Source organism: Photobacterium kasasachensis (assembly GCF_050336885.1).
In the GTDB taxonomy this organism is placed as follows: domain Bacteria; phylum Pseudomonadota; class Gammaproteobacteria; order Enterobacterales; family Vibrionaceae; genus Photobacterium; species Photobacterium kasasachensis.
Genome location: NZ_JAKJSH010000025.1, coordinates 13,583 through 31,463, shown reverse-complemented (window position 1 = coordinate 31,463; position 17,881 = coordinate 13,583). Strand labels below are relative to the sequence as shown.

The 17,881-nt window shown below is 50.7% G+C and carries 16 protein-coding genes; 12 read left to right on the top strand and 4 right to left on the bottom strand.

All coding sequences use genetic code 11. From position 1 onward, the window contains the following. Positions 1 to 31: 31 nt before the first annotated feature. The 12 genes from bamA (at position 32) to L4D19_RS25790 (ending at position 15,196) form a co-directional block, all read left to right on the top strand. Positions 32 to 2,455: an outer membrane protein assembly factor BamA gene (gene bamA, locus L4D19_RS25845; protein ID WP_428454813.1), complete on the top strand. Its 2,424-nt coding sequence runs from the start codon at positions 32 to 34 to the stop codon at positions 2,453 to 2,455. Positions 2,456 to 2,472: 17 nt separating this feature from the next. Then, a complete protein-coding gene (locus L4D19_RS25840) occupies positions 2,473 to 2,982 on the top strand; it encodes an OmpH family outer membrane protein (protein WP_160656429.1) in 510 nt (169 codons plus the stop codon). 134 nt (positions 2,983 to 3,116) lie between these two features. Beyond that, the gene (lpxD, locus tag L4D19_RS25835; RefSeq protein ID WP_428454812.1) at positions 3,117 to 4,142 is read left to right on the top strand and encodes a UDP-3-O-(3-hydroxymyristoyl)glucosamine N-acyltransferase; all 1,026 of its coding nucleotides are present in this window, start codon (positions 3,117 to 3,119) and stop codon (positions 4,140 to 4,142) included. A gap of 101 nt (positions 4,143 to 4,243) precedes the next feature. After that, complete coding sequence (fabZ, locus tag L4D19_RS25830) at positions 4,244 to 4,696, top strand: 3-hydroxyacyl-ACP dehydratase FabZ (protein WP_160656424.1); 453 nt, start codon at positions 4,244 to 4,246, stop codon at positions 4,694 to 4,696. After that, positions 4,696 to 5,484, top strand: a complete 789-nt coding sequence (lpxA, locus tag L4D19_RS25825) for an acyl-ACP--UDP-N-acetylglucosamine O-acyltransferase (protein WP_428454811.1) — start codon at positions 4,696 to 4,698, stop codon at positions 5,482 to 5,484. The genes fabZ and lpxA overlap by 1 nt, the downstream gene beginning before the upstream one ends. A gap of 2 nt (positions 5,485 to 5,486) precedes the next feature. Continuing rightward, positions 5,487 to 6,626 (top strand): lipid-A-disaccharide synthase, encoded by a 1,140-nt coding sequence (gene lpxB / locus L4D19_RS25820; protein ID WP_428454810.1) that lies wholly within the window; start codon positions 5,487 to 5,489, stop codon positions 6,624 to 6,626. Further along, positions 6,627 to 7,232: a ribonuclease HII gene (gene rnhB, locus L4D19_RS25815; protein ID WP_428454809.1), complete on the top strand. Its 606-nt coding sequence runs from the start codon at positions 6,627 to 6,629 to the stop codon at positions 7,230 to 7,232. It begins immediately after the preceding gene. Positions 7,233 to 7,368: 136 nt separating this feature from the next. Beyond that, positions 7,369 to 10,848: a DNA polymerase III subunit alpha gene (dnaE, locus tag L4D19_RS25810; RefSeq protein WP_428454808.1), complete on the top strand. Its 3,480-nt coding sequence runs from the start codon at positions 7,369 to 7,371 to the stop codon at positions 10,846 to 10,848. A gap of 58 nt (positions 10,849 to 10,906) precedes the next feature. Further along, positions 10,907 to 11,866 (top strand): acetyl-CoA carboxylase carboxyl transferase subunit alpha, encoded by a 960-nt coding sequence (accA, locus tag L4D19_RS25805; protein ID WP_160656414.1) that lies wholly within the window; start codon positions 10,907 to 10,909, stop codon positions 11,864 to 11,866. 135 nt (positions 11,867 to 12,001) lie between these two features. Continuing rightward, on the top strand, positions 12,002 to 13,321 hold the full coding sequence (tilS, locus tag L4D19_RS25800; RefSeq protein ID WP_428454807.1) for a tRNA lysidine(34) synthetase TilS: 1,320 nt from the start codon (positions 12,002 to 12,004) through the stop codon (positions 13,319 to 13,321). Between the two features lie 100 nt (positions 13,322 to 13,421). Then, a complete protein-coding gene (locus L4D19_RS25795; protein WP_075762730.1) occupies positions 13,422 to 13,733 on the top strand; it encodes a c-type cytochrome in 312 nt (103 codons plus the stop codon). A gap of 251 nt (positions 13,734 to 13,984) precedes the next feature. After that, positions 13,985 to 15,196 (top strand): aromatic amino acid transporter, encoded by a 1,212-nt coding sequence (locus tag L4D19_RS25790; RefSeq protein WP_428454806.1) that lies wholly within the window; start codon positions 13,985 to 13,987, stop codon positions 15,194 to 15,196. 61 nt (positions 15,197 to 15,257) lie between these two features. Here the strand turns inward: L4D19_RS25790 and L4D19_RS25785 are convergent, their stop codons facing one another. The 4 genes from L4D19_RS25785 to L4D19_RS25770 all read right to left on the bottom strand — a co-directional run bounded on the left by L4D19_RS25785 (position 15,258) and on the right by L4D19_RS25770 (position 17,859). Then, positions 15,258 to 15,446 (bottom strand): DUF4250 domain-containing protein, encoded by a 189-nt coding sequence (locus L4D19_RS25785; RefSeq protein ID WP_428454805.1) that lies wholly within the window; start codon positions 15,444 to 15,446, stop codon positions 15,258 to 15,260. Further along, positions 15,446 to 15,652 carry a YaeP family protein gene (locus L4D19_RS25780; RefSeq protein WP_075762736.1) on the bottom strand — a complete coding sequence of 69 codons (207 nt, stop codon included), beginning with the start codon at positions 15,650 to 15,652 and terminating at the stop codon, positions 15,446 to 15,448. The genes L4D19_RS25785 and L4D19_RS25780 overlap by 1 nt, the downstream gene beginning before the upstream one ends. A 134-nt stretch (positions 15,653 to 15,786) precedes the next feature. Further along, positions 15,787 to 16,641, bottom strand: a complete 855-nt coding sequence (locus L4D19_RS25775; protein WP_160656406.1) for a GGDEF domain-containing protein — start codon at positions 16,639 to 16,641, stop codon at positions 15,787 to 15,789. Between the two features lie 93 nt (positions 16,642 to 16,734). Then, complete coding sequence (locus L4D19_RS25770) at positions 16,735 to 17,859, bottom strand: patatin-like phospholipase family protein (RefSeq protein WP_428454804.1); 1,125 nt, start codon at positions 17,857 to 17,859, stop codon at positions 16,735 to 16,737. Positions 17,860 to 17,881: the final 22 nt, after the last annotated feature.

Genomic DNA, 17,881 nt, shown 5'->3' with positions numbered 1-17,881 from the left:
GCGTTTTTAGCAAGGAATAATCAGAACACTAATGGCGATGAAAAAACTGTTGGTCGCATCACTTTTACTCGGTAGTAGTGTTGCGCAGAGCGCGGAACAATTTGTAGTTGAAGATATTCGTTTCGAAGGCTTGCAGCGCGTGACGCTGGGTGCGGCATTGTTGACTATGCCGGTCCGAGTGGGTGACGATGTTGATGAGCGTGATGTCTCGGAAATGATTCAGGCGCTTTTTGCTTCTGGCAATTTTGAAGATATTAAAGTCTACCGTGATGGCAATGCACTGCTTGTGAAAGTCCTCGAGCGTCCGACGATTGCCAATATTACCTTCTCTGGTAATAAAGCTATCAAAGAAGAGCAGCTTAAAGAAAACCTTGATGCCTCGCGTATTATGGTAGGCGAAGCGCTGGACAGAACGACCCTGAGCAAGATTGAAAAAGGGTTGGAAGATTTTTACTACAGTGTCGGAAAGTACAATGCAACGGTAAAGGCGGTTGTTACCCCGTTGCCGCGTAATCGTGCTGATCTGAAGTTTGTCTTTACCGAAGGTGTGTCGGCGAAAATTCAGCAAATCAACTTTATTGGTAACGATGTTTTTACTGATGAGGAGCTGCAGGATAAGTTCAACCTCCAGGCCGAAGTGCCGTGGTGGAACTTCCTGGCCGATGAGAAATACCAGAAGCAGGTACTGGCCGGCGATTTGGAAACATTGCGCTCGCAATACCTGAACAGTGGTTACCTCAAGTACAAGCTTGATGCGACTCAGGTTGCAATCTCGCCGGACAAGAAAGGTGTGTATATCACCCTGAAAATTGACGAGGGCAAGCAGTACAGCGTGAAGGACGTGAAGTTCCGTGGTGATCTGGCCGGTAAAGTCGGTGATCTTGATAGTCTGGTGACTATCAGTGCCGGGGAAGTCTACAACGGTGCCAAAGTGACGGCATTGGAAGAAGCGGTCAAGCGTAAGCTGGGCGAGCTGGGCTATGCCTACCCGCAAGTGACGACAATTCCGGACTTTGACGATTTAAACCAGCAGGTTGCACTGACGGTCAATGTCGATCCGGGCAAGCGTATCTATGTCCGTAACATTACGTTTTCGGGCAACACATCGACCAAGGATGAGGTACTTCGCCGTGAGATGCGCCAGATGGAAGGCAGTTGGCTGAACTCGAAGTCCGTTGAGCGTGGTAAAGAGCGTTTAAGCCGTACCGGCTTCTTTGAAAACGTTGATGTTCAGACGGTACGCGTTCCGGGTACCGATGATCAGGTCGATATCAAGTACAACGTCAAAGAGGCCAATGCCGGTAATATCAACTTTGGTGTTGGTTACGGTACCGAATCGGGCGTCAGCTTCCAGGCGGGGATCCAGCAGGATAACTTTCTGGGTACCGGTAACCGTTTCGGCATCAATGCGATGATGAACGATTACCAGAAGAACATCAGCCTGGAATACCGCGATCCGTATTTTACCCTCGACGGTATCAGCCTCGGCGGCAAGGTCTACTACAACGAGTTCGAGGCGTCGGATGCCAATATCTCTGACTATACCAACCAGAGCTATGGTACCAGCCTGACATGGGGCTTCCCGTACGATGAACTGAACTTCTTCGAATTTGGTCTGGGTTACGATCACAACAAGATCTCCAATACTCAGGAATATGCCCAGATCGAGAAGTTTAAGGCCATTCACGGCTTTGACCGCGGCGACAATGTGATTGAGCTGGACGATTTTGACTGGTCAGTGTCCTGGACACGAAATAACCTTAACCGTGGTTATTTCCCGACGGCAGGTAACCATCAGCGTGCCTCGTTCCGGATGACAATACCAGGCTCCGATGCTCAGTATTTCAAGGCACAATATGACGTTCGTCAGTACTTCCCGCTGAACGAAGGACATGACTTCAGCTTATTGCTACGCGGTAAGCTGGGATATGGTAATGGTTACGGTACGACCGACAACGGTAGTGATCAGCTATTGCCATTCTATGAAAACTTCTATGCCGGTGGCTTCTCTACCCTGCGTGGCTTCCGTTCCAATACTGTTGGTCCGAAGGCCGTTTACGTCGGTGGTTGTGATGCTGGCGGGATCAGCGGCGGTGGTAACAACAATTGTGCCACGGGTACAGATGATGCCGCCGGTGGTAATGCAACAGCCTTGGCCAGTGCCGAGCTGATTGTTCCGACGCCGTTTGCGTCGGAGGAAGTCCGTAACCAGATCCGAACCAGTATCTTTGTCGATGCCGGTACCGTTTGGGATACGGAATATGATGTAGCTAGCGGTGACGGCCGATATCTGAATGACTATTCCGATCCGTCGTTGATCCGTGCTTCATACGGTGCCGCCCTGCAGTGGATGTCACCGATGGGACCGCTCGTATTCTCGATTGCTCGTCCGATCAAGAAATACGATGGTGATGATGAAGAGTTCTTTACCTTCACTATTGGACGAACATTCTAAAATTTGAGGAGATACTTTTGAAACAGTGGATTAAAGCGGCTGGTCTTAGCCTGGTAATTCTGTCTTCATCGATGTATGCACAGGCAGCTGAAGCAGCACAAAAAGTAGGCTATGTCGCAACTGGTCAGGCTATGGCTCAGCTGGCAAAACGGTATAATGTGGCAGAAAAGCTACGCGGTGAATTTAAAGATCGTATTGACGAGCTGCGCGGCATTGAAAGTCGCATGAAAACCAAAGTCGACAAGATGAAGCGTGATGGCGAGCTGATGAGTGCAAGCGATCGCACTAAGCTACAGCGTGAAATGGCTTCACTTGAGTCTAACTATAAACTGAAAGCCAAGGCACTGCAGGAAGACCAGCGTCGCCGTGGTGCGGAAGAAGAGCAGAAGCTGGTTCAGAAAATCCGTAAGGCCATCCAGGATGTTGCCAAACGTGAAGGTTATGACATGGTTATCGATGCCAATGCAGTTCTTCACGCAAGTCCGAAAGATGACTTGTCTTCCAAGGTGATCTCTGCAGTTAAATAAACGGTAATTATTCAGCTCTGCTGATACCGTCCTGAGCCGAAAGTGTACGATTGAGTTGTTGCGATCTGCACTTTCGTCTTCTTTTATCAGGTGGGTGTTTGGCGCTGAACAACTACAAAGAAATAAGGTAAATAATGGCTGGAATTACTCTTGCTGAAATAGCAGCGAAACTGGGTGCAGAGCTACGCGGCGATGGCACCGTAGTGATTGAATCTATCGCAGGTATGGATCAGGCCGGAGAAGGGCAGATCACGTTCTTGTCTAGCAGCAAATACCGCAAGCACCTTGCGCAATGCAAGGCATCGGCGGTAATGCTGAAAGAAGGTGATCTTTCTTACTTTGAAGGCAATGCCCTGGTACTGAAAGACCCGTATCTGGGTTATGCCTTGATCGCTCAGCTATTAGATACCACCCCTGTAGCCGCTACTGATATTGCATCATCAGCATTTATCGCTGACGATGCCGTTATCGGCGAGGGCGTTGCTATCGGTCATAATGCGGTGATTGAGTCCGGCGCTCAGCTAGGCGATAACGTACAGATTGGTCCTGGCTGTTTTATCGGTAAAAATGCCGTTATCGGTGCCGGTACCAAACTGTGGGCCAATGTGACTATTTATCATAATGTTGTACTGGGTGAGCAATGCCTGGTGCAGTCCAGCACTGTGATTGGTGCTGACGGCTTCGGCTACGCGAATGACAAGGGCGAGTGGGTGAAGATCCCGCAGCTTGGTTCGGTCCGAATTGGTAACCGTGTCGAAATCGGTGCCTGTACTACCATTGATCGTGGGGCGCTGGATGACACCATTATCGAAGATAATGTGATCCTCGATAACCAGATGCAGATCGCCCATAACGTGCAGATCGGATATGGTACCGCGATGGCGGGTGGTACTATTGTCGCAGGCAGTACCAAAATTGGTAAATACTGTATTATCGGCGGCGCGTCTGTGCTCAATGGTCATATTGAAATAGCAGACGGCGTGACGATTACCGGTATGGGGATGGTGATGCGTAGTATCGAGGAGAAAGGTATGTTCTCGTCGGGTATCCCATTGCAGCCAAACCGCGAGTGGCGTAAAACAGCGGCTCGGGTAATGAAAATAGACGAGATGAACAAGCGTCTTAAAACCGTTGAAAAGAAATTGGAAGAAAACAGCTAATTGCTGCCGATTTCATCGCTGAAACAGGCCTGCACTCCGTGTAGGCCGTTTTGCGTTAAAATTATACAGTATTTTAAACTTACTTAGACAGGAATTCAGTTTTGACTAGCGAGAACAAAACGCTAAATATCACAGAGATTCAAGAGCTTCTTCCACACCGTTACCCGTTTCTGATGATTGATCGTGTAACCGATTACGAAGAAGGCAAAACGCTAACTGCGATTAAGAATGTATCTGTGAACGAGCCTCAATTTACCGGTCATTTTCCAAAGATGCCGATTTTCCCTGGCGTGATGATCCTCGAAGCAATGGCTCAGGCAACAGGCCTGCTGGCATTTAAGACCTTTGGTGCACCGGCTGAAAACGAGCTGTACTACTTTGCCAGTATCGATAATGCGAAGTTTCGCAAACCGGTTGTACCGGGTGATCAGCTGGTGATTGAGGTTGAATTTCTGAAAGAGCGCCGCGGTATTGCTATGTTCAATGGTGTAGCAAAAGTTGATGGCGGTGTGGTGTGCTCTGCTGAGCTAAAATGCGCGAGACGAGAGTTCTGATGATTCACGAAACGGCACAAATTCACCCTTCGGCGATTATCGAAGAAGGCGTTAAGATTGGCGCCAATGTTAAAGTTGGTCCATTTAGTTATATCGGTGCGGACGTCGAAATCGGCGAGGGCACTGAAGTTTTGTCTCACGTCGTAATCAAAGGCCCGACGACAATTGGCCGCGAAAACCGAATTTTTCAGTTCGCGTCTATTGGCGAAGAGTGTCAGGATCTGAAATACGCCGGTGAGCCGACCCGCCTGGAAATTGGTGATCGAAATACTATCCGCGAGAGCGTGCAGATGCACCGTGGTACCGTTCAGGATAACGGCATCACCAAGGTGGGTAACGACAACTTGTTCATGGTTAATGTGCATGTTGCCCATGACTGTGTGATTGGCGATCGCTGTATTTTTGCCAACAACGCGACGCTGGCAGGCCATGTGACCATCGGCGATCACGCGATTATTGGTGGTATTACGGCGATCCACCAGTTCTGTACGATTGGTGCTCACTGTATGCTGGGCGGCGGTTCGATTGTGGTTCAGGACGTTCCTCCATACGTGATGGCGCAGGGTAACCACTGTGCACCGTTCGGCATTAATGTCGAAGGACTGAAGCGCCGCGGTTTCGAGAAAGCCGAAATCCGTGCTATCCGTGCGGTGTACAAAGAACTGTACCGTTCGGGCAAAACACTGGCTGAAGTGAAGCCGGTTATTGAAGAGATGGCCAAAGAGCATAAGGCTGTCGAGCTGTTTACCGAGTTCTTCGAAAATTCAACACGCGGTATTATTCGCTAATTATGACGAAGCCACTTCGAATAGGAATTGTCGCCGGGGAAATCTCCGGCGATATTTTAGGTGCCGGTTTTATTAAAGCTGTCAGAGAGCAATACCCGGATGCCGAGTTTGTCGGTATTGCCGGCCCGCGTATGCAGGCCGAAGGGTGTGAAACGCTGTTTGACATGGAAGAGCTGGCGGTCATGGGGATTGTCGAGGTTTTGGGACGTCTGCCGCGCCTGTTTAAGGTGAAGGCGGAGCTGGTGAAGTACTTTACCGATAACCCGCCGGACGTGTTTGTCGGCATCGATGCCCCGGATTTTAATTTGCGTCTGGAGCTGGATCTCAAACAGCTCGGGATCAAGACGGTTCATTATGTCAGCCCGTCGGTATGGGCCTGGCGCCAGAAACGGATTTTCAAAATCGAAGCGGCAACCAACCTGGTGTTGGCCTTCCTGCCGTTTGAGAAGGCCTTTTACGATAAGTTCAATGTCCCCTGCGAGTTTGTTGGCCACACGATGGCTGATGCCATTCCGTTGCAGACGGATCAGCAGGCTGCCAGGGAGTTGCTCGACCTCGATAGCAACAAACGCTGGCTGGCAGTATTGCCGGGTAGCCGTGGCAGTGAAATGGGGATGCTGGCGGCACCGTTTATCGAAACCTGCCGTTTGCTGAAGCAGAAGCACCCGGACTTGGGTTTTATCGTTGCGCTGGTGAACCAGAAGCGTCGTGAGCAATTCGAGCAGGCGTGGCAGGAGACTGCACCGGATCTCGACTTTGTGCTGGTTGATGATACGGCACGAAATGTGATGATGGCCTCAGATGCGGTATTGCTGGCGTCGGGCACTGTGGCGCTAGAGTGTATGCTGGTCAAGCGTCCGATGGTCGTCGGTTACAAGGTTAAACCGCTGACGGCCTGGCTGGCCAAGCGGATGTTGAAAACCAAGTATGTCTCGCTGGCCAATATCCTGGCCGATCGTGAGCTGGTACCGGAGCTGCTGCAGGATGACTGTACACCCGAGAAGCTCTGCGCTGAAGTCGAACGCTTCCTTGGCTCGGATAACAGCGAGCTGATGAATGAATTTACCCGTCTGCATCAACTTATCAAGTGTGATGCGGATAAGCAGGCAGCCGCCGCTGTCCTGAAACTGATAGATAGATAAATGGCAACCATTCTAGAACCCTTTGAGTACCCGCAGGCCAACCTGATTGCCGGCGTTGATGAAGTTGGCCGAGGCCCGCTGGTCGGCGCCGTGGTCACCGCCGCGGTGATCCTGGATCCGAATAACCCGATAGAAGGGCTGACGGACTCGAAAAAGCTGAGTGAAAAAAAGCGTAATCTCTTGTTTGACGAAATCAAAGAGAAGGCGCTGGCGTGGTCGCTGGGTCGTTGCGAGCCAGAGGAAATTGACCAGTTGAATATTTTGCAGGCCACCATGGTGGCGATGCAGCGTGCGGTTGCCGGTCTTGCCACACAGCCTGATTACGTGCTGGTTGATGGCAACAAAGTGCCGGAATTGCCGATGGCGGCGCAGGCGGTTGTGAAAGGCGATTTGCGGGTTGCTGAAATCAGTGCGGCTTCCATCCTGGCCAAGGTCACCCGGGATCGGGAAATGGAATCGCTGGATGCCCAGTATCCGGGCTATGGGTTTGCCAAACATAAGGGCTACCCGACCAAAGCACACTTTGAAGCGTTGGAGAAGCTGGGCGCAATCGAGCAACACCGTAAGAGTTTCAAGCCGGTAAAACGGATCCTGGGTATTGATTGATTTTATTCCCGGGCAGCTTCATGTTGTTGGCCTAATGAGCATAGCCTCAATCGTTAGGCCACATTCGGTGATGATTCTGGCTCTTTGAGCTATAATCCTCGCTTAATTATCAAGAACACATCAAATCTGGTTAGTCATGGCTGAACCTCGCTTTATTCATCTACGTGTCCACAGTGATTTCTCAATGGTGGACGGTCTGTCCAAGGTCCCACCGCTGGTAAAAAAAGTCGCGGCAATGGGGATGCCGGCAATGGCGTTGACCGACTTTACCAACCTGTGTGGTTTGGTGAAATTCTACTTTGCAGCCCATGGTGCAGGCGTGAAGCCGATTATCGGCGCAGACTTCAAGGTCCAGTCTGAGGAGATGGGCGAGGAGCTGGCAGATCTGACCATACTGGCAGCAGATAACGACGGCTACCAGAATCTGACGATGCTGATCTCCAAAGCCTATCAGCGTGGTCATGTTCAGCATTTACCCGTAATGGACAAAGAGTGGCTGATTGAGCATAAGAAAGGGCTGATCCTGCTCTCTGGCGGTAAAAGCGGCGATGTCGGCAAGGCACTGCTCAAAGGCAATCAGCAGATGGTTGAGCGCTGTGTTGAGTTTTATCAGACCCATTTCCCAGATAGCTACTATCTTGAATTGGTCCGTACCGGGCGCCCAGATGAAGATGCCTATCTTCACTTTGCGGTTGAATTGGCTGAGCAGGCTGAGCTGCCTGTGGTGGCAACCAATGATGTGAGGCTGATTTCTGCAGATCAGTTTGATGCCCACGAAATCCGGGTTGCGATCCATGACGGCTACACCATAGTGGATCCGAACCGTCCTAAGCTGTACAGCGATCAGCAGTATTTACGAACAGAAGAGGAAATGTGCGAGCTATTCTCGGACATTCCCGAAGCGCTTGAAAATAGCGTCGAAATTGCCAAACGTTGTAATGTTACAGTACGTTTGGGGGAATATTTCCTGCCAAACTTCCCGACCGGGGAGATGACCATCGAAGACTTCCTGGTCAAGGAGTCTGAAAAAGGGCTAGAGCGTCGTTTGGCCTTCCTGTTCCCCGATGAAGAAGAGCGAGCCAAGCAGCGGCCTGAGTATGATGAACGTCTGAAAATTGAACTCGACGTTATCAACCAAATGGGCTTTCCCGGCTACTTCCTGATCGTAATGGAGTTCATCCAGTGGTCTAAAGACAATGACGTGCCTGTTGGTCCTGGTCGAGGGTCTGGTGCGGGCTCCCTGGTAGCCTATGCGCTAGACATTACCGACTTGGATCCGCTGGAGTTTGATCTGCTGTTCGAGCGATTCCTTAACCCGGAACGTGTTTCCATGCCCGATTTCGATATCGACTTCTGTATGGACAAGCGTGACCTGGTTATCGACCATGTGGCAGAAATGTACGGTCGTGATGCCGTATCCCAGATCATCACCTTTGGTACCATGGCGGCAAAAGCGGTTATCCGTGATGTTGGCCGAGTGCTGGGTCACCCGTACGGCTTTGTCGATCGAATTTCCAAGCTGGTGCCTGCCGAGCCGGGTATGACGCTGGCAAAAGCCTTTGATGCCGAACCGCAGCTGGGTCAGGTCTACGAGGCGGATGAGGAAGTCAAAGCGCTGATCGACATGTGCCGGATCCTGGAAGGGGTGACGCGAAATGCCGGTAAGCACGCCGGTGGGGTTGTGATATCGCCAACGACCATTACCGACTTTGCGCCGCTGTACTGCGATGCCGAAGGGGGGAACCCGGTTACCCAGTTTGATAAGAATGATGTAGAAACAGCGGGTCTGGTCAAGTTTGACTTCTTGGGCCTTCGAACCCTGACAATTATCGACTGGGCTTTGGGAATGGTAAACCCGCGGCTGAAAGCCAAAGGCGAGGAACCCGTTAACATCGCGGCGATCCCGATGGATGATCCCAAGTCATTCGCCATGCTGCAGCGTTCTGAATCCACCGCGGTATTCCAGCTTGAATCCCGCGGGATGAAAGATCTTATCAAGCGTCTGCAGCCTGACTGCTTCGAAGATATGATTGCACTGGTAGCCCTGTTCCGTCCGGGGCCGCTGCAGTCGGGCATGGTAGATAACTTTATCGACCGTAAGCATGGCCGCGAGGCAGTTTCTTACCCGGATGAAAAATGGCAGCATGAGTCGCTGAAAGAGATTCTGGAGCCAACCTACGGCATCATCCTGTATCAGGAACAGGTTATGCAGATCGCCCAGGTGCTATCTGGCTATACCCTGGGTGGCGCGGATATGCTTCGTCGTGCGATGGGTAAGAAAAAGCCGGAAGAGATGGCCAAGCAGCGTGCCACTTTTGAAGACGGAGCTGTGAAGAACGGCATCGACGGCGAGCTGGCGATGAAAATCTTCGACCTGGTTGAAAAGTTTGCCGGCTATGGTTTTAATAAATCCCACTCCGCAGCCTATGCGTTGGTGTCGTATCAGACGCTGTGGCTAAAGGCGCACTATCCGGCAGAATTCATGGCGGCGGTTATGACCGCCGATATGGATAACACTGATAAAATCGTCGGCCTGGTGGATGAATGCCACCGGATGAAGTTGAAGCTGTTACCACCTGATGTGAATAAGGGCCTCTACCGTTTTAATGTCGATGAAAATGGCGCGATCGTCTACGGTATTGGTGCGGTGAAGGGGGTCGGTGAAGGTCCGATTGAGAATATCATCGAGGCACGAGAGAAAGACGGCCACTTCAAGGACCTGTTTGATTTCTGTGCCCGTATTGATACCAAGAAGGTTAACAAACGGGTACTGGAGAAGCTGATTAAATCCGGTGCCATGGATCGACTGGGGCCTAACCGTGCTGCCATGATGGCAACGCTGGATGATGCGATCAAGGCGGCCAGCCAGCATCACCAGGCCGAAGCTTTCGGTCAGACGGATATGTTCGGGGTGTTGACGGCAGCACCGGAAGAGGTGGAACATGCTTATGCCAACATTCCTGAGTGGCCGGAAAAAGTTTGGCTTGAAGGGGAGCGTGATACCTTAGGCCTGTACCTGACGGGCCACCCAATAAACACCTATGTGCCGGAGCTGAAACACTATACAACCTGGCGCCTGAAGGATGCCCACCCGACAGGGCGCGATAAAGTTGTGACCGTGGCAGGCTTGGTGATCGCAGCACGCGTTATGACGACCAAGCGAGGAACCCGAATTGGCCTGATGACACTGGACGATCGCAGCGGTCGGATGGAAGTGATGTTGTTCTCAGAGCCTCTTGAAAAGTATATTGATCTGCTTGAAAAAGATAGAATCGTCGTGGTTTCCGGACAGGTCAGCTTTGATGATTTTAACGGTGGCCTTAAAATGTCGGGCCGAGAAGTGCTAGATATCTCAGAAGCAAGAGAAAAGCACTTGCGAGGACTTGCTATCTCTGTGACAGAGAGGCAAATTGATGAACAGTTTTTTGAACGCTTCAGCCAGGTGCTGGAGCCACACCGTGCAGGTACTGTACCGGTAAATGTGTACTATCAGCGCTCGAATGCACGTGCCAAGTTGACCCTCGGGACTGAGTGGCGTGTAACCCCGGCAGATCAGTTAATCACCGATCTCAAAGTATTGCTGGGTGATAAGCAAGTAGAGCTTGAGTTTAATTAATATAGCCCACAGTTATTAAAGAGATATTACTAATTGTGAGCAAAAGGATTGAAGTGGTATGAGCCTGAACTTCCTTGAGTTTGAACAGCCAGTAGCTGAACTTGAAGCGAAAATTGAAGCACTACGTGATGTGTCGCGTCGTGATGAGTCAGAATCGGTTGATCTAGATAAAGAAATTGAACAGCTGGAAAAGAAAAGCCTAGAGCTGACCAAGAAAATCTTTGGTGATCTTGGTGCATGGCAGGTTGCTCAGTTAGCCCGTCACCCACAGCGCCCGTATACTTTTGATTACGTTGAACATATGTTTACAGAGTTCGACGAATTGGCGGGTGACCGTGCTTTTGCCGATGACAAGGCGTTGGTTGGCGGTATTGCCCGTCTTGATGGCCGTCCGGTAATGATCATTGGTCACCAGAAAGGTCGCGAAACCAAAGAAAAGGTGAAGCGTAACTTTGGTATGCCAAAACCAGAAGGCTACCGCAAGGCACTGCGTTTGATGAAGATGGCTGAGCGTTTCAAGATGCCTATCATCACCTTTATCGACACTGCAGGTGCTTATCCGGGCGTTGGCGCGGAAGAGCGAGGCCAGTCTGAAGCGATTGCAACTAACCTGAAAGAGATGGCCGGTCTGACGGTACCTGTTATCTGTAACGTTGTCGGTGAAGGCGGTTCAGGCGGCGCACTGGCTATCGGTGTTGGTGACTGTGTTAATATGCTGCAGTACTCAACTTACTCGGTCATTTCACCAGAAGGTTGTGCTTCAATCCTGTGGCGTGATTCTGACAAGGCCCCTCAGGCCGCAGAAGCGATGGGTATGACAGCCGAGCGTCTGAAAGAGCTAGAGCTGATCGACAACATCATCGAAGAGCCATTGGGTGGCGCGCACCGTGATGTTGCTGAGATGGCGGCCACGCTGAAAGCACAGATTTTGGCAACCCTGAATGATCTGGAAGCCTTGGATACAGAAGCGTTGCTGGAGCGTCGTTACCAGCGCCTGATGAGCTACGGTTACTGCTAAGTACGTGCCGGGCATGATTTTAGAGCGGGTCAACGTCGGTTGGCCCGCTTTTTTATTGCCTATCAGAAAATTAACCGTTGCAGGCCTTTGATATACTAAGGCCAGTTCATCGACTTCGATAAGAGATTGCCAGAGATGCTGTATTCCCGACTAGCCAATCGTCTGCAGGCTTACTGTGATAGCCCTCAACATTTTGTCTTGGCCCTGAGTGGCGGGCTGGATTCCCGCGTATTGCTTCGTCTGATGGGGCAGTATCTGCATCTGAACCCGCAGCATGAGTGTCTGGCGGTGCATGTTCACCATGGCCTCAGCCAGAATGCCGATGTGTGGAGCCAGCGTTGTCTGGAGTGGGCATCCCAAGAGGGCATCGAGTGCCGTGTTGAGCGTGTTGAGCTGACGTTAGGCAGCCGGGTGAGTGTCGAGCAACAAGCCAGAGAGCAGCGTTATCAGGCACTGCGAAAGCATATACGTCCGGGAGGGATCCTGTTGACCGCCCAGCATGCTGATGATCAGCTTGAGACCGTATTGCTGGCACTCAAGCGCGGCAGTGGTCCGGCAGGGCTGGCGGCAATGGCTTCCAGCACGCCGTTTGCCGATGGATTGCACCTGCGCCCGTTGTTGTCCTCTAGTCGGGCCGAGATTGAGTGCTATGGGCAACAACATCAGCTGGAGTGGGTTGAAGACGAAAGCAACCAGGACACCCGCTATGACCGTAACTTTCTTCGACACGAGGTGACACCGCAGCTGATCCGTCGCTGGCCGGGGATACGCAAGGCCGTTGCCCGGAGTGCGGAGCTTTGTGGTGAACAGGATGCCTTGTTGCAGGAACTGCTGCACGAGAAGCTTCAGCTGGCACTAGGGACTGACCAAAGTCTGTCGGTAGCCGCACTGGGATCCGAGCGTGTCGGTAAGCAGATGATCCGGCAGTGGCTTGGGTTGTTTAATGTCCTGATGCCCTCCAAGGCTCAGCTCGATCAGATCTGGCAGACGGTTGTACAGGCCAAAGCTGATGCTAATCCGCAGCTGTGCTGGCAGCAAGTGCAGGTAAGACGCTTTCGGCAGCGATTATATCTGGTCGAGCAATGGCCGGATATTCAAGATTGGCAACAAGAATGCCAATTGGATCAGCCCTGCAGGCTACCGCAGAATTTAGGCTCATTGACGGTACGCAAAACTGCCGGTGGACAGTTGCGCTTGCCGAAAGAGGGAGAGGTGCTGTCTATCCGGTTTGATCCCGAGGCCATCGAGGTTAAGCCGGTTGGCAGAGTGGGCAAGCGAAAGCTGAAAAAGTTATTTCAGGAATACGGGGTCCCGAGCTGGAACCGTCGCCGAACACCGCTTATCTATTATGGTGACCAGCTTGCTGCTGTTGCCGGATTATTTGTCGTCGAGGCATTCAGCGGGCAGGACTGTGACCTAGAGTGGCACAATGATGCATCTGATGTGCAATGTTAGGCCAAACAGTGCACAATTCTCTAATACCCTGCTTTTCGCTTTTTAGGACAGTTTAATCTGGGCCGGGTATTTGGATAATACAGAATTATAAGAGGACCCAATGAAGAAAGTTCTTGCAATTGCAATGTTAGCGACAGTGATGTCTGCCCCTTCAATGGCTGCTGGTGATGCCGCCGCCGGTAAAGCAAAGGCCGCCGTATGTGCTGCTTGTCATGGTGTTAACGGTGTCGCAATGATACCGGGTTACCCGAACCTGAAAGGCCAGAACGAGCAGTATCTGGTTAGCGCCCTTAAGGCTTATAAGAATAAGCAGCGCACAGGTGGAATGGCTGCGGTCATGCAGCCACAGGCTTCGATGCTGAGCGATACCGACATTGCCAATGTTGCCGCTTATTTTGCGCAAATGAAGTAAGCTGCTCGGCTTTGTAATATGGGGGCTGGTTGCACCTGAATGGTTTGATATTAAAAACCGCTTGCTGTTTAAACAGTGAGCGGTTTTTTTATGAGTTCCGAGAATAACACTTCACTCCTTGTGGCCTGTAAAGCAGTGTTTCCATCTGTCTGTATAGTATTTGTCCAGTTGGTTTCTCTGTGGTTGATAAAATTGCTGGCTGCCATTATTGTACTAGCACACTGATACATTAACGTTGTCTAGGAGTCATTATGAGTAAACCATCCACACTTGGGGGGGCGTGTATTATCGCCAGTGTTTGTGTTGGGGCAGGCATGCTTGGATTGCCAAGTGCAGGTGCGGGTGCGTGGACGTTATGGAGTGTGATCGCCATTTCTTTCACTATGATCATGATGACGCTTTCCGGTTGGTTATTGTTAGAAGCACTTAAGCATTATGAGTTTAAAGCTTCGTTCAATACTGTCACCAAAGATGTATTAAGTAATAAAGTAAATATTATCAATAATTTATCGCTGTATTTTGTGGGCGGAATTCTACTTTATGCGTATATCTCAACATCCGGCATGATTTTCAGTGAAATGCTAGGTGTCACGCGTGAATTGGCTTCTGTTCTGTTTGTTGCATTTTGCTCGGCCTTTGTCTTGCACTCTACCCGTGCAGTGGATCGTATTTCCATTGTGTTGATCCTCTTTATGATCATCAGTTTTGTGCTGGGTGTTTCAGGGCTGGCATCGCATATCAGTGTGCCGGTTTTGTTTGCACAAGGACAAGGTGAAACCCCATACTCGGCCTATGCGTTAGCCCTATTGCCGGTCGCGTTAACGTCATTTGGTTACCATCATTCGGTGAGCACGATGCGTGATTACTACCAAGATGAGCGCCGTGCCAAAAAAGCGATTCTTGGCGGAACGCTAATTGCCCTTATGTTTTATCTGGGGTGGGTGATCTGTATTTTTGGCAATTTACCGCGTGAGGCGTTTGGCCCTGTTGTGACAGCTGGTGGCGGCGTGGATGTCTTGTTGTCTGCACTGACAGCAGCCATCGATTCAAATAGCATTAAACAAGCCCTGCATATCTTTTCCATTGCCGCGATTGTCTCATCTTTCATTGGTGTTGGGTTGGGTGTGTTCGATTACTTGGCTGACTTATTTGGCTTTGCCGATACCAAGCAAGGACGAGTAAAAACCTGGGGGATGACGTTTATTCCGCCATTGGTGCTCTCCTTAGTGGCACCGTTTGGTTTTGTCACCGCGATTGGTTTAGCCGGTGCTGCTGCCACGATTTGGACCTGTATTATCCCGGCGACGTTGGCAAAAACATTACGTCAAAAAGTGCCTGTACAAGAAGGCTTTGTGGTACCAGGGGGAAATGTGACGATTTATGCGGTGATCGCATTCGGGGTACTGACAGCCGCCTTCCATTTATTGGCGATGGCGAATCTATTGCCAGTCTTTAAAGGCTAGTAAATAAAAAACGGAAGCCCTCTGGCTTCCGTTTTTGTTTGGGGACCTTGCCGGCGAATCGTTAGCGGAATTGCTTGGCATCTGGCAGGTAGTCAAAACCGGCAGTGGCCAGTCGGGCAACCAGTTTGTCTTTATCGATACCGTAGTATTTCGCCAGGTTGTCCAGGTCGCCGAATTCGTCGCGGATCTTCATATTGACAATGCTCATCAGCATGATCGGATCCATCGTATCAAAGTTTTTGACGTCCATTATTTATCCTCATGATCACTCATCAGTAAATTGGCTGCGGCAAAGGCAGCACGCTCTCTGACTTCTTGCGGCACTTCTTCGTTGGCGGCAACATAGTCCAGTGCTTTGATTGCGCAGTGGATAGCGTTGGGGATATAACCCAGTTCACCGCCGCCTATCTGGGCATAGGTCATTCGGATTAGCTCGCAGCATTCATAAACTTTCATGCTTTTTCCTTTAATTCGTTAACTCCCTATAGGCACTGGGTGAGCGCCTATAGGGAGTGAACGCCTTACAGCATTACTATATCAGAGTGTTGTATCAGGTGATGATAAAAATGGCCAGGCATCGTGGAGAGTGGTTATTTGTTGCGCTTGTGACGGTATAGCTGACGGTCGGCACGATCGACAAGAGAGGTGGTCGTATCCCCTTTCTGATATTCGGAAAATCCGCATGAGGAGCCAATTTTCAACGTTCGCAGGGTATGATCATCACTCATCAGTTGCTGGACTCGCTTGGCAACATGCAAGGCCGATTTATCGGTGGCAGGCTGGAGTAGCGCGGCAAACTCATCGCCACCAATACGGTAGCAGCGATCGGATGCTCTCACCGCTTGCTTGAGGAGGGTCGCGAAACGTCGAATGACCTTATCGCCATCAAGGTGGCCAAAGCGGTCGTTGACCTGTTTGAAGTTATCCAGATCGAACATTACCAGCACCAGGCCGACATTTCTTCTCTCGCTCATGGCTAGCGCATGTTGGATATCCTGCTCGAAGCAGCTTCGGTTGCCCAGGCCGGATAGGTAATCACGCAGCGCCATATTCTTGACTCGACGATATTCAATCGCATTCATTAATGGCCCGGCAAAAAGGCGGTGATAGGTATGAAGCAGGTTAATTTCGTCTTTATCAAGTGGGTAGGGGGTCGAATATTGCAGCTTGCCAAGTTCGTTGTCACCGAATCGCAGGATAAAGGCTTGCCGATACTGGGTGGCTTCACCACGGCGGATCAGGGTGGAGGTTTCTTCCAGATCCCAGACCAGACGGCTGATATCGATTTGTTTCTCGATCTCCCTGGCAAATATTTCGAATAATAAGCCGAGGTCGAGTTTTCCCTGGAGCTTTTGCAGGATCAGCAGGCGCTGGTCAGCGCCAAGGGGTTTAGCCCTTGGTTTGCTATTTTCCGCAAAAATATTGTTCCAGAGATTCGGATCCATATAAGCGTCAAAAAAAAGGTAAGGGGTTAACTATAGGCAATTATTACGCCATTTCAACACCTGGAGCACTTTTTTATAAATAAAATACTGATTTTATTTTAAAAAGTTGCGAAGGATCGTTTCCTGTTCGAGGGCATCATGGTAGCCCAGCTCTATTAATGCATTAATATATGCGGGCTCGAACAAAATATAGCTGGTAATCGCAGCATCATCTCTCGGACTTAGGCCGGTAAGGCGCATTAATGCCCGGGTCATTGGTGGCATATGGCAGTAGTATTTCTGCGCCAGAGGCTCGAAGGACTTGCTTGGGAAAAGGTGGACGTGATCGACGATTTTCATGTTTATCTTCTGTTGTTCAGACGTTGGCAAGGCGTTTAGCAGCGCATTGGTACGAGACAGGTGCTCAAGATCGGCGGTGAGGGTATCGCTGAAAATCGTATCCATCAGGTGGCCGCCCAGCGCCGCCAAGCCGGGAGCTTTGGTGTGGTCTCTTTCATCAAGTTTCTGGTTGATCAAATCGATGATAAGAATTTTGTCAGCCCCCATTTTGAGGGAGGGGCGCAGCGGCGCAAGTTGGTGGATGGAGCCGTCACCATAGTATGTCTGTCCGAGACGGGTAGCAGGAAAAACAAGCGGTATCGCCGAAGAAGCCAGCAAGTGCTCGGTGTTAATTAGGGCCCGTCGTCCTTTGGATTTCGCCCGGTCCCATTCATCAAGTTCTTTTTGTCCCTGAAAAAAACTGACGGATTGGCCGCTCTTGTAACTGGATACAGTGATAGATATGCCGTCTAGATTTCCGGCAAGAATTTGTTTTTCCAATCGTCCGTAGTTGTTGACCTGGTTGAGCAGCTGACGAAGAGGCCGATTATTGAGCAGGCCAAAGGGCGGGCGCTCATGATGGTCGGCCTGCAGACGGGCAAACCACTGACCGGCAAGGTAGCTGGTCATCCCGTACGGGCTGGCTTTGAATATCCGGCGGCTATGAAGACGAGACCAGATCCATTCCAGCTTCTTGACTCCAAGGCGAAAACAAGAGGCGTAGCTGGCGATCGAGGTGACATTGATGGCCCCCGCAGAGGTACCGGAGTATATCGTGAACGGGCTGTGATGTACTCGTGGGTACCACTCGGAAATGGCCTTGAGTACGCCGACCTGGTAGGCAGCACGCGCGCCACCGCCGGATAATAGCAAACTGATTTTTGGCTTATCCTTTGCCATTCAAATGCTTCTCGGTTTCTTT

Excerpts from the sequence above, each read along its gene's own strand:
- accA (WP_160656414.1), top strand. The coding sequence starts at position 10,907 with ATGAGCCTGAACTTCCTTGAGTTTGAACAGCCAGTAGCTGAACTTGAA.
- L4D19_RS25770 (WP_428454804.1), bottom strand. The coding sequence starts at position 17,859 with ATGGCAAAGGATAAGCCAAAAATCAGTTTGCTATTATCCGGCGGTGGC.
- L4D19_RS25780 (WP_075762736.1), bottom strand. The coding sequence starts at position 15,652 with ATGAAAGTTTATGAATGCTGCGAGCTAATCCGAATGACCTATGCCCAG.
- L4D19_RS25790 (WP_428454806.1), top strand. The coding sequence starts at position 13,985 with ATGAGTAAACCATCCACACTTGGGGGGGCGTGTATTATCGCCAGTGTT.
- lpxA (WP_428454811.1), top strand. The coding sequence starts at position 4,696 with ATGATTCACGAAACGGCACAAATTCACCCTTCGGCGATTATCGAAGAA.
- L4D19_RS25795 (WP_075762730.1), top strand. The coding sequence starts at position 13,422 with ATGAAGAAAGTTCTTGCAATTGCAATGTTAGCGACAGTGATGTCTGCC.
- L4D19_RS25775 (WP_160656406.1), bottom strand. The coding sequence starts at position 16,641 with ATGGATCCGAATCTCTGGAACAATATTTTTGCGGAAAATAGCAAACCA.
- bamA (WP_428454813.1), top strand. The coding sequence starts at position 32 with ATGGCGATGAAAAAACTGTTGGTCGCATCACTTTTACTCGGTAGTAGT.
- lpxB (WP_428454810.1), top strand. The coding sequence starts at position 5,487 with ATGACGAAGCCACTTCGAATAGGAATTGTCGCCGGGGAAATCTCCGGC.
- L4D19_RS25785 (WP_428454805.1), bottom strand. The coding sequence starts at position 15,446 with ATGGACGTCAAAAACTTTGATACGATGGATCCGATCATGCTGATGAGC.
- rnhB (WP_428454809.1), top strand. The coding sequence starts at position 6,627 with ATGGCAACCATTCTAGAACCCTTTGAGTACCCGCAGGCCAACCTGATT.
- lpxD (WP_428454812.1), top strand. The coding sequence starts at position 3,117 with ATGGCTGGAATTACTCTTGCTGAAATAGCAGCGAAACTGGGTGCAGAG.
- tilS (WP_428454807.1), top strand. The coding sequence starts at position 12,002 with ATGCTGTATTCCCGACTAGCCAATCGTCTGCAGGCTTACTGTGATAGC.
- dnaE (WP_428454808.1), top strand. The coding sequence starts at position 7,369 with ATGGCTGAACCTCGCTTTATTCATCTACGTGTCCACAGTGATTTCTCA.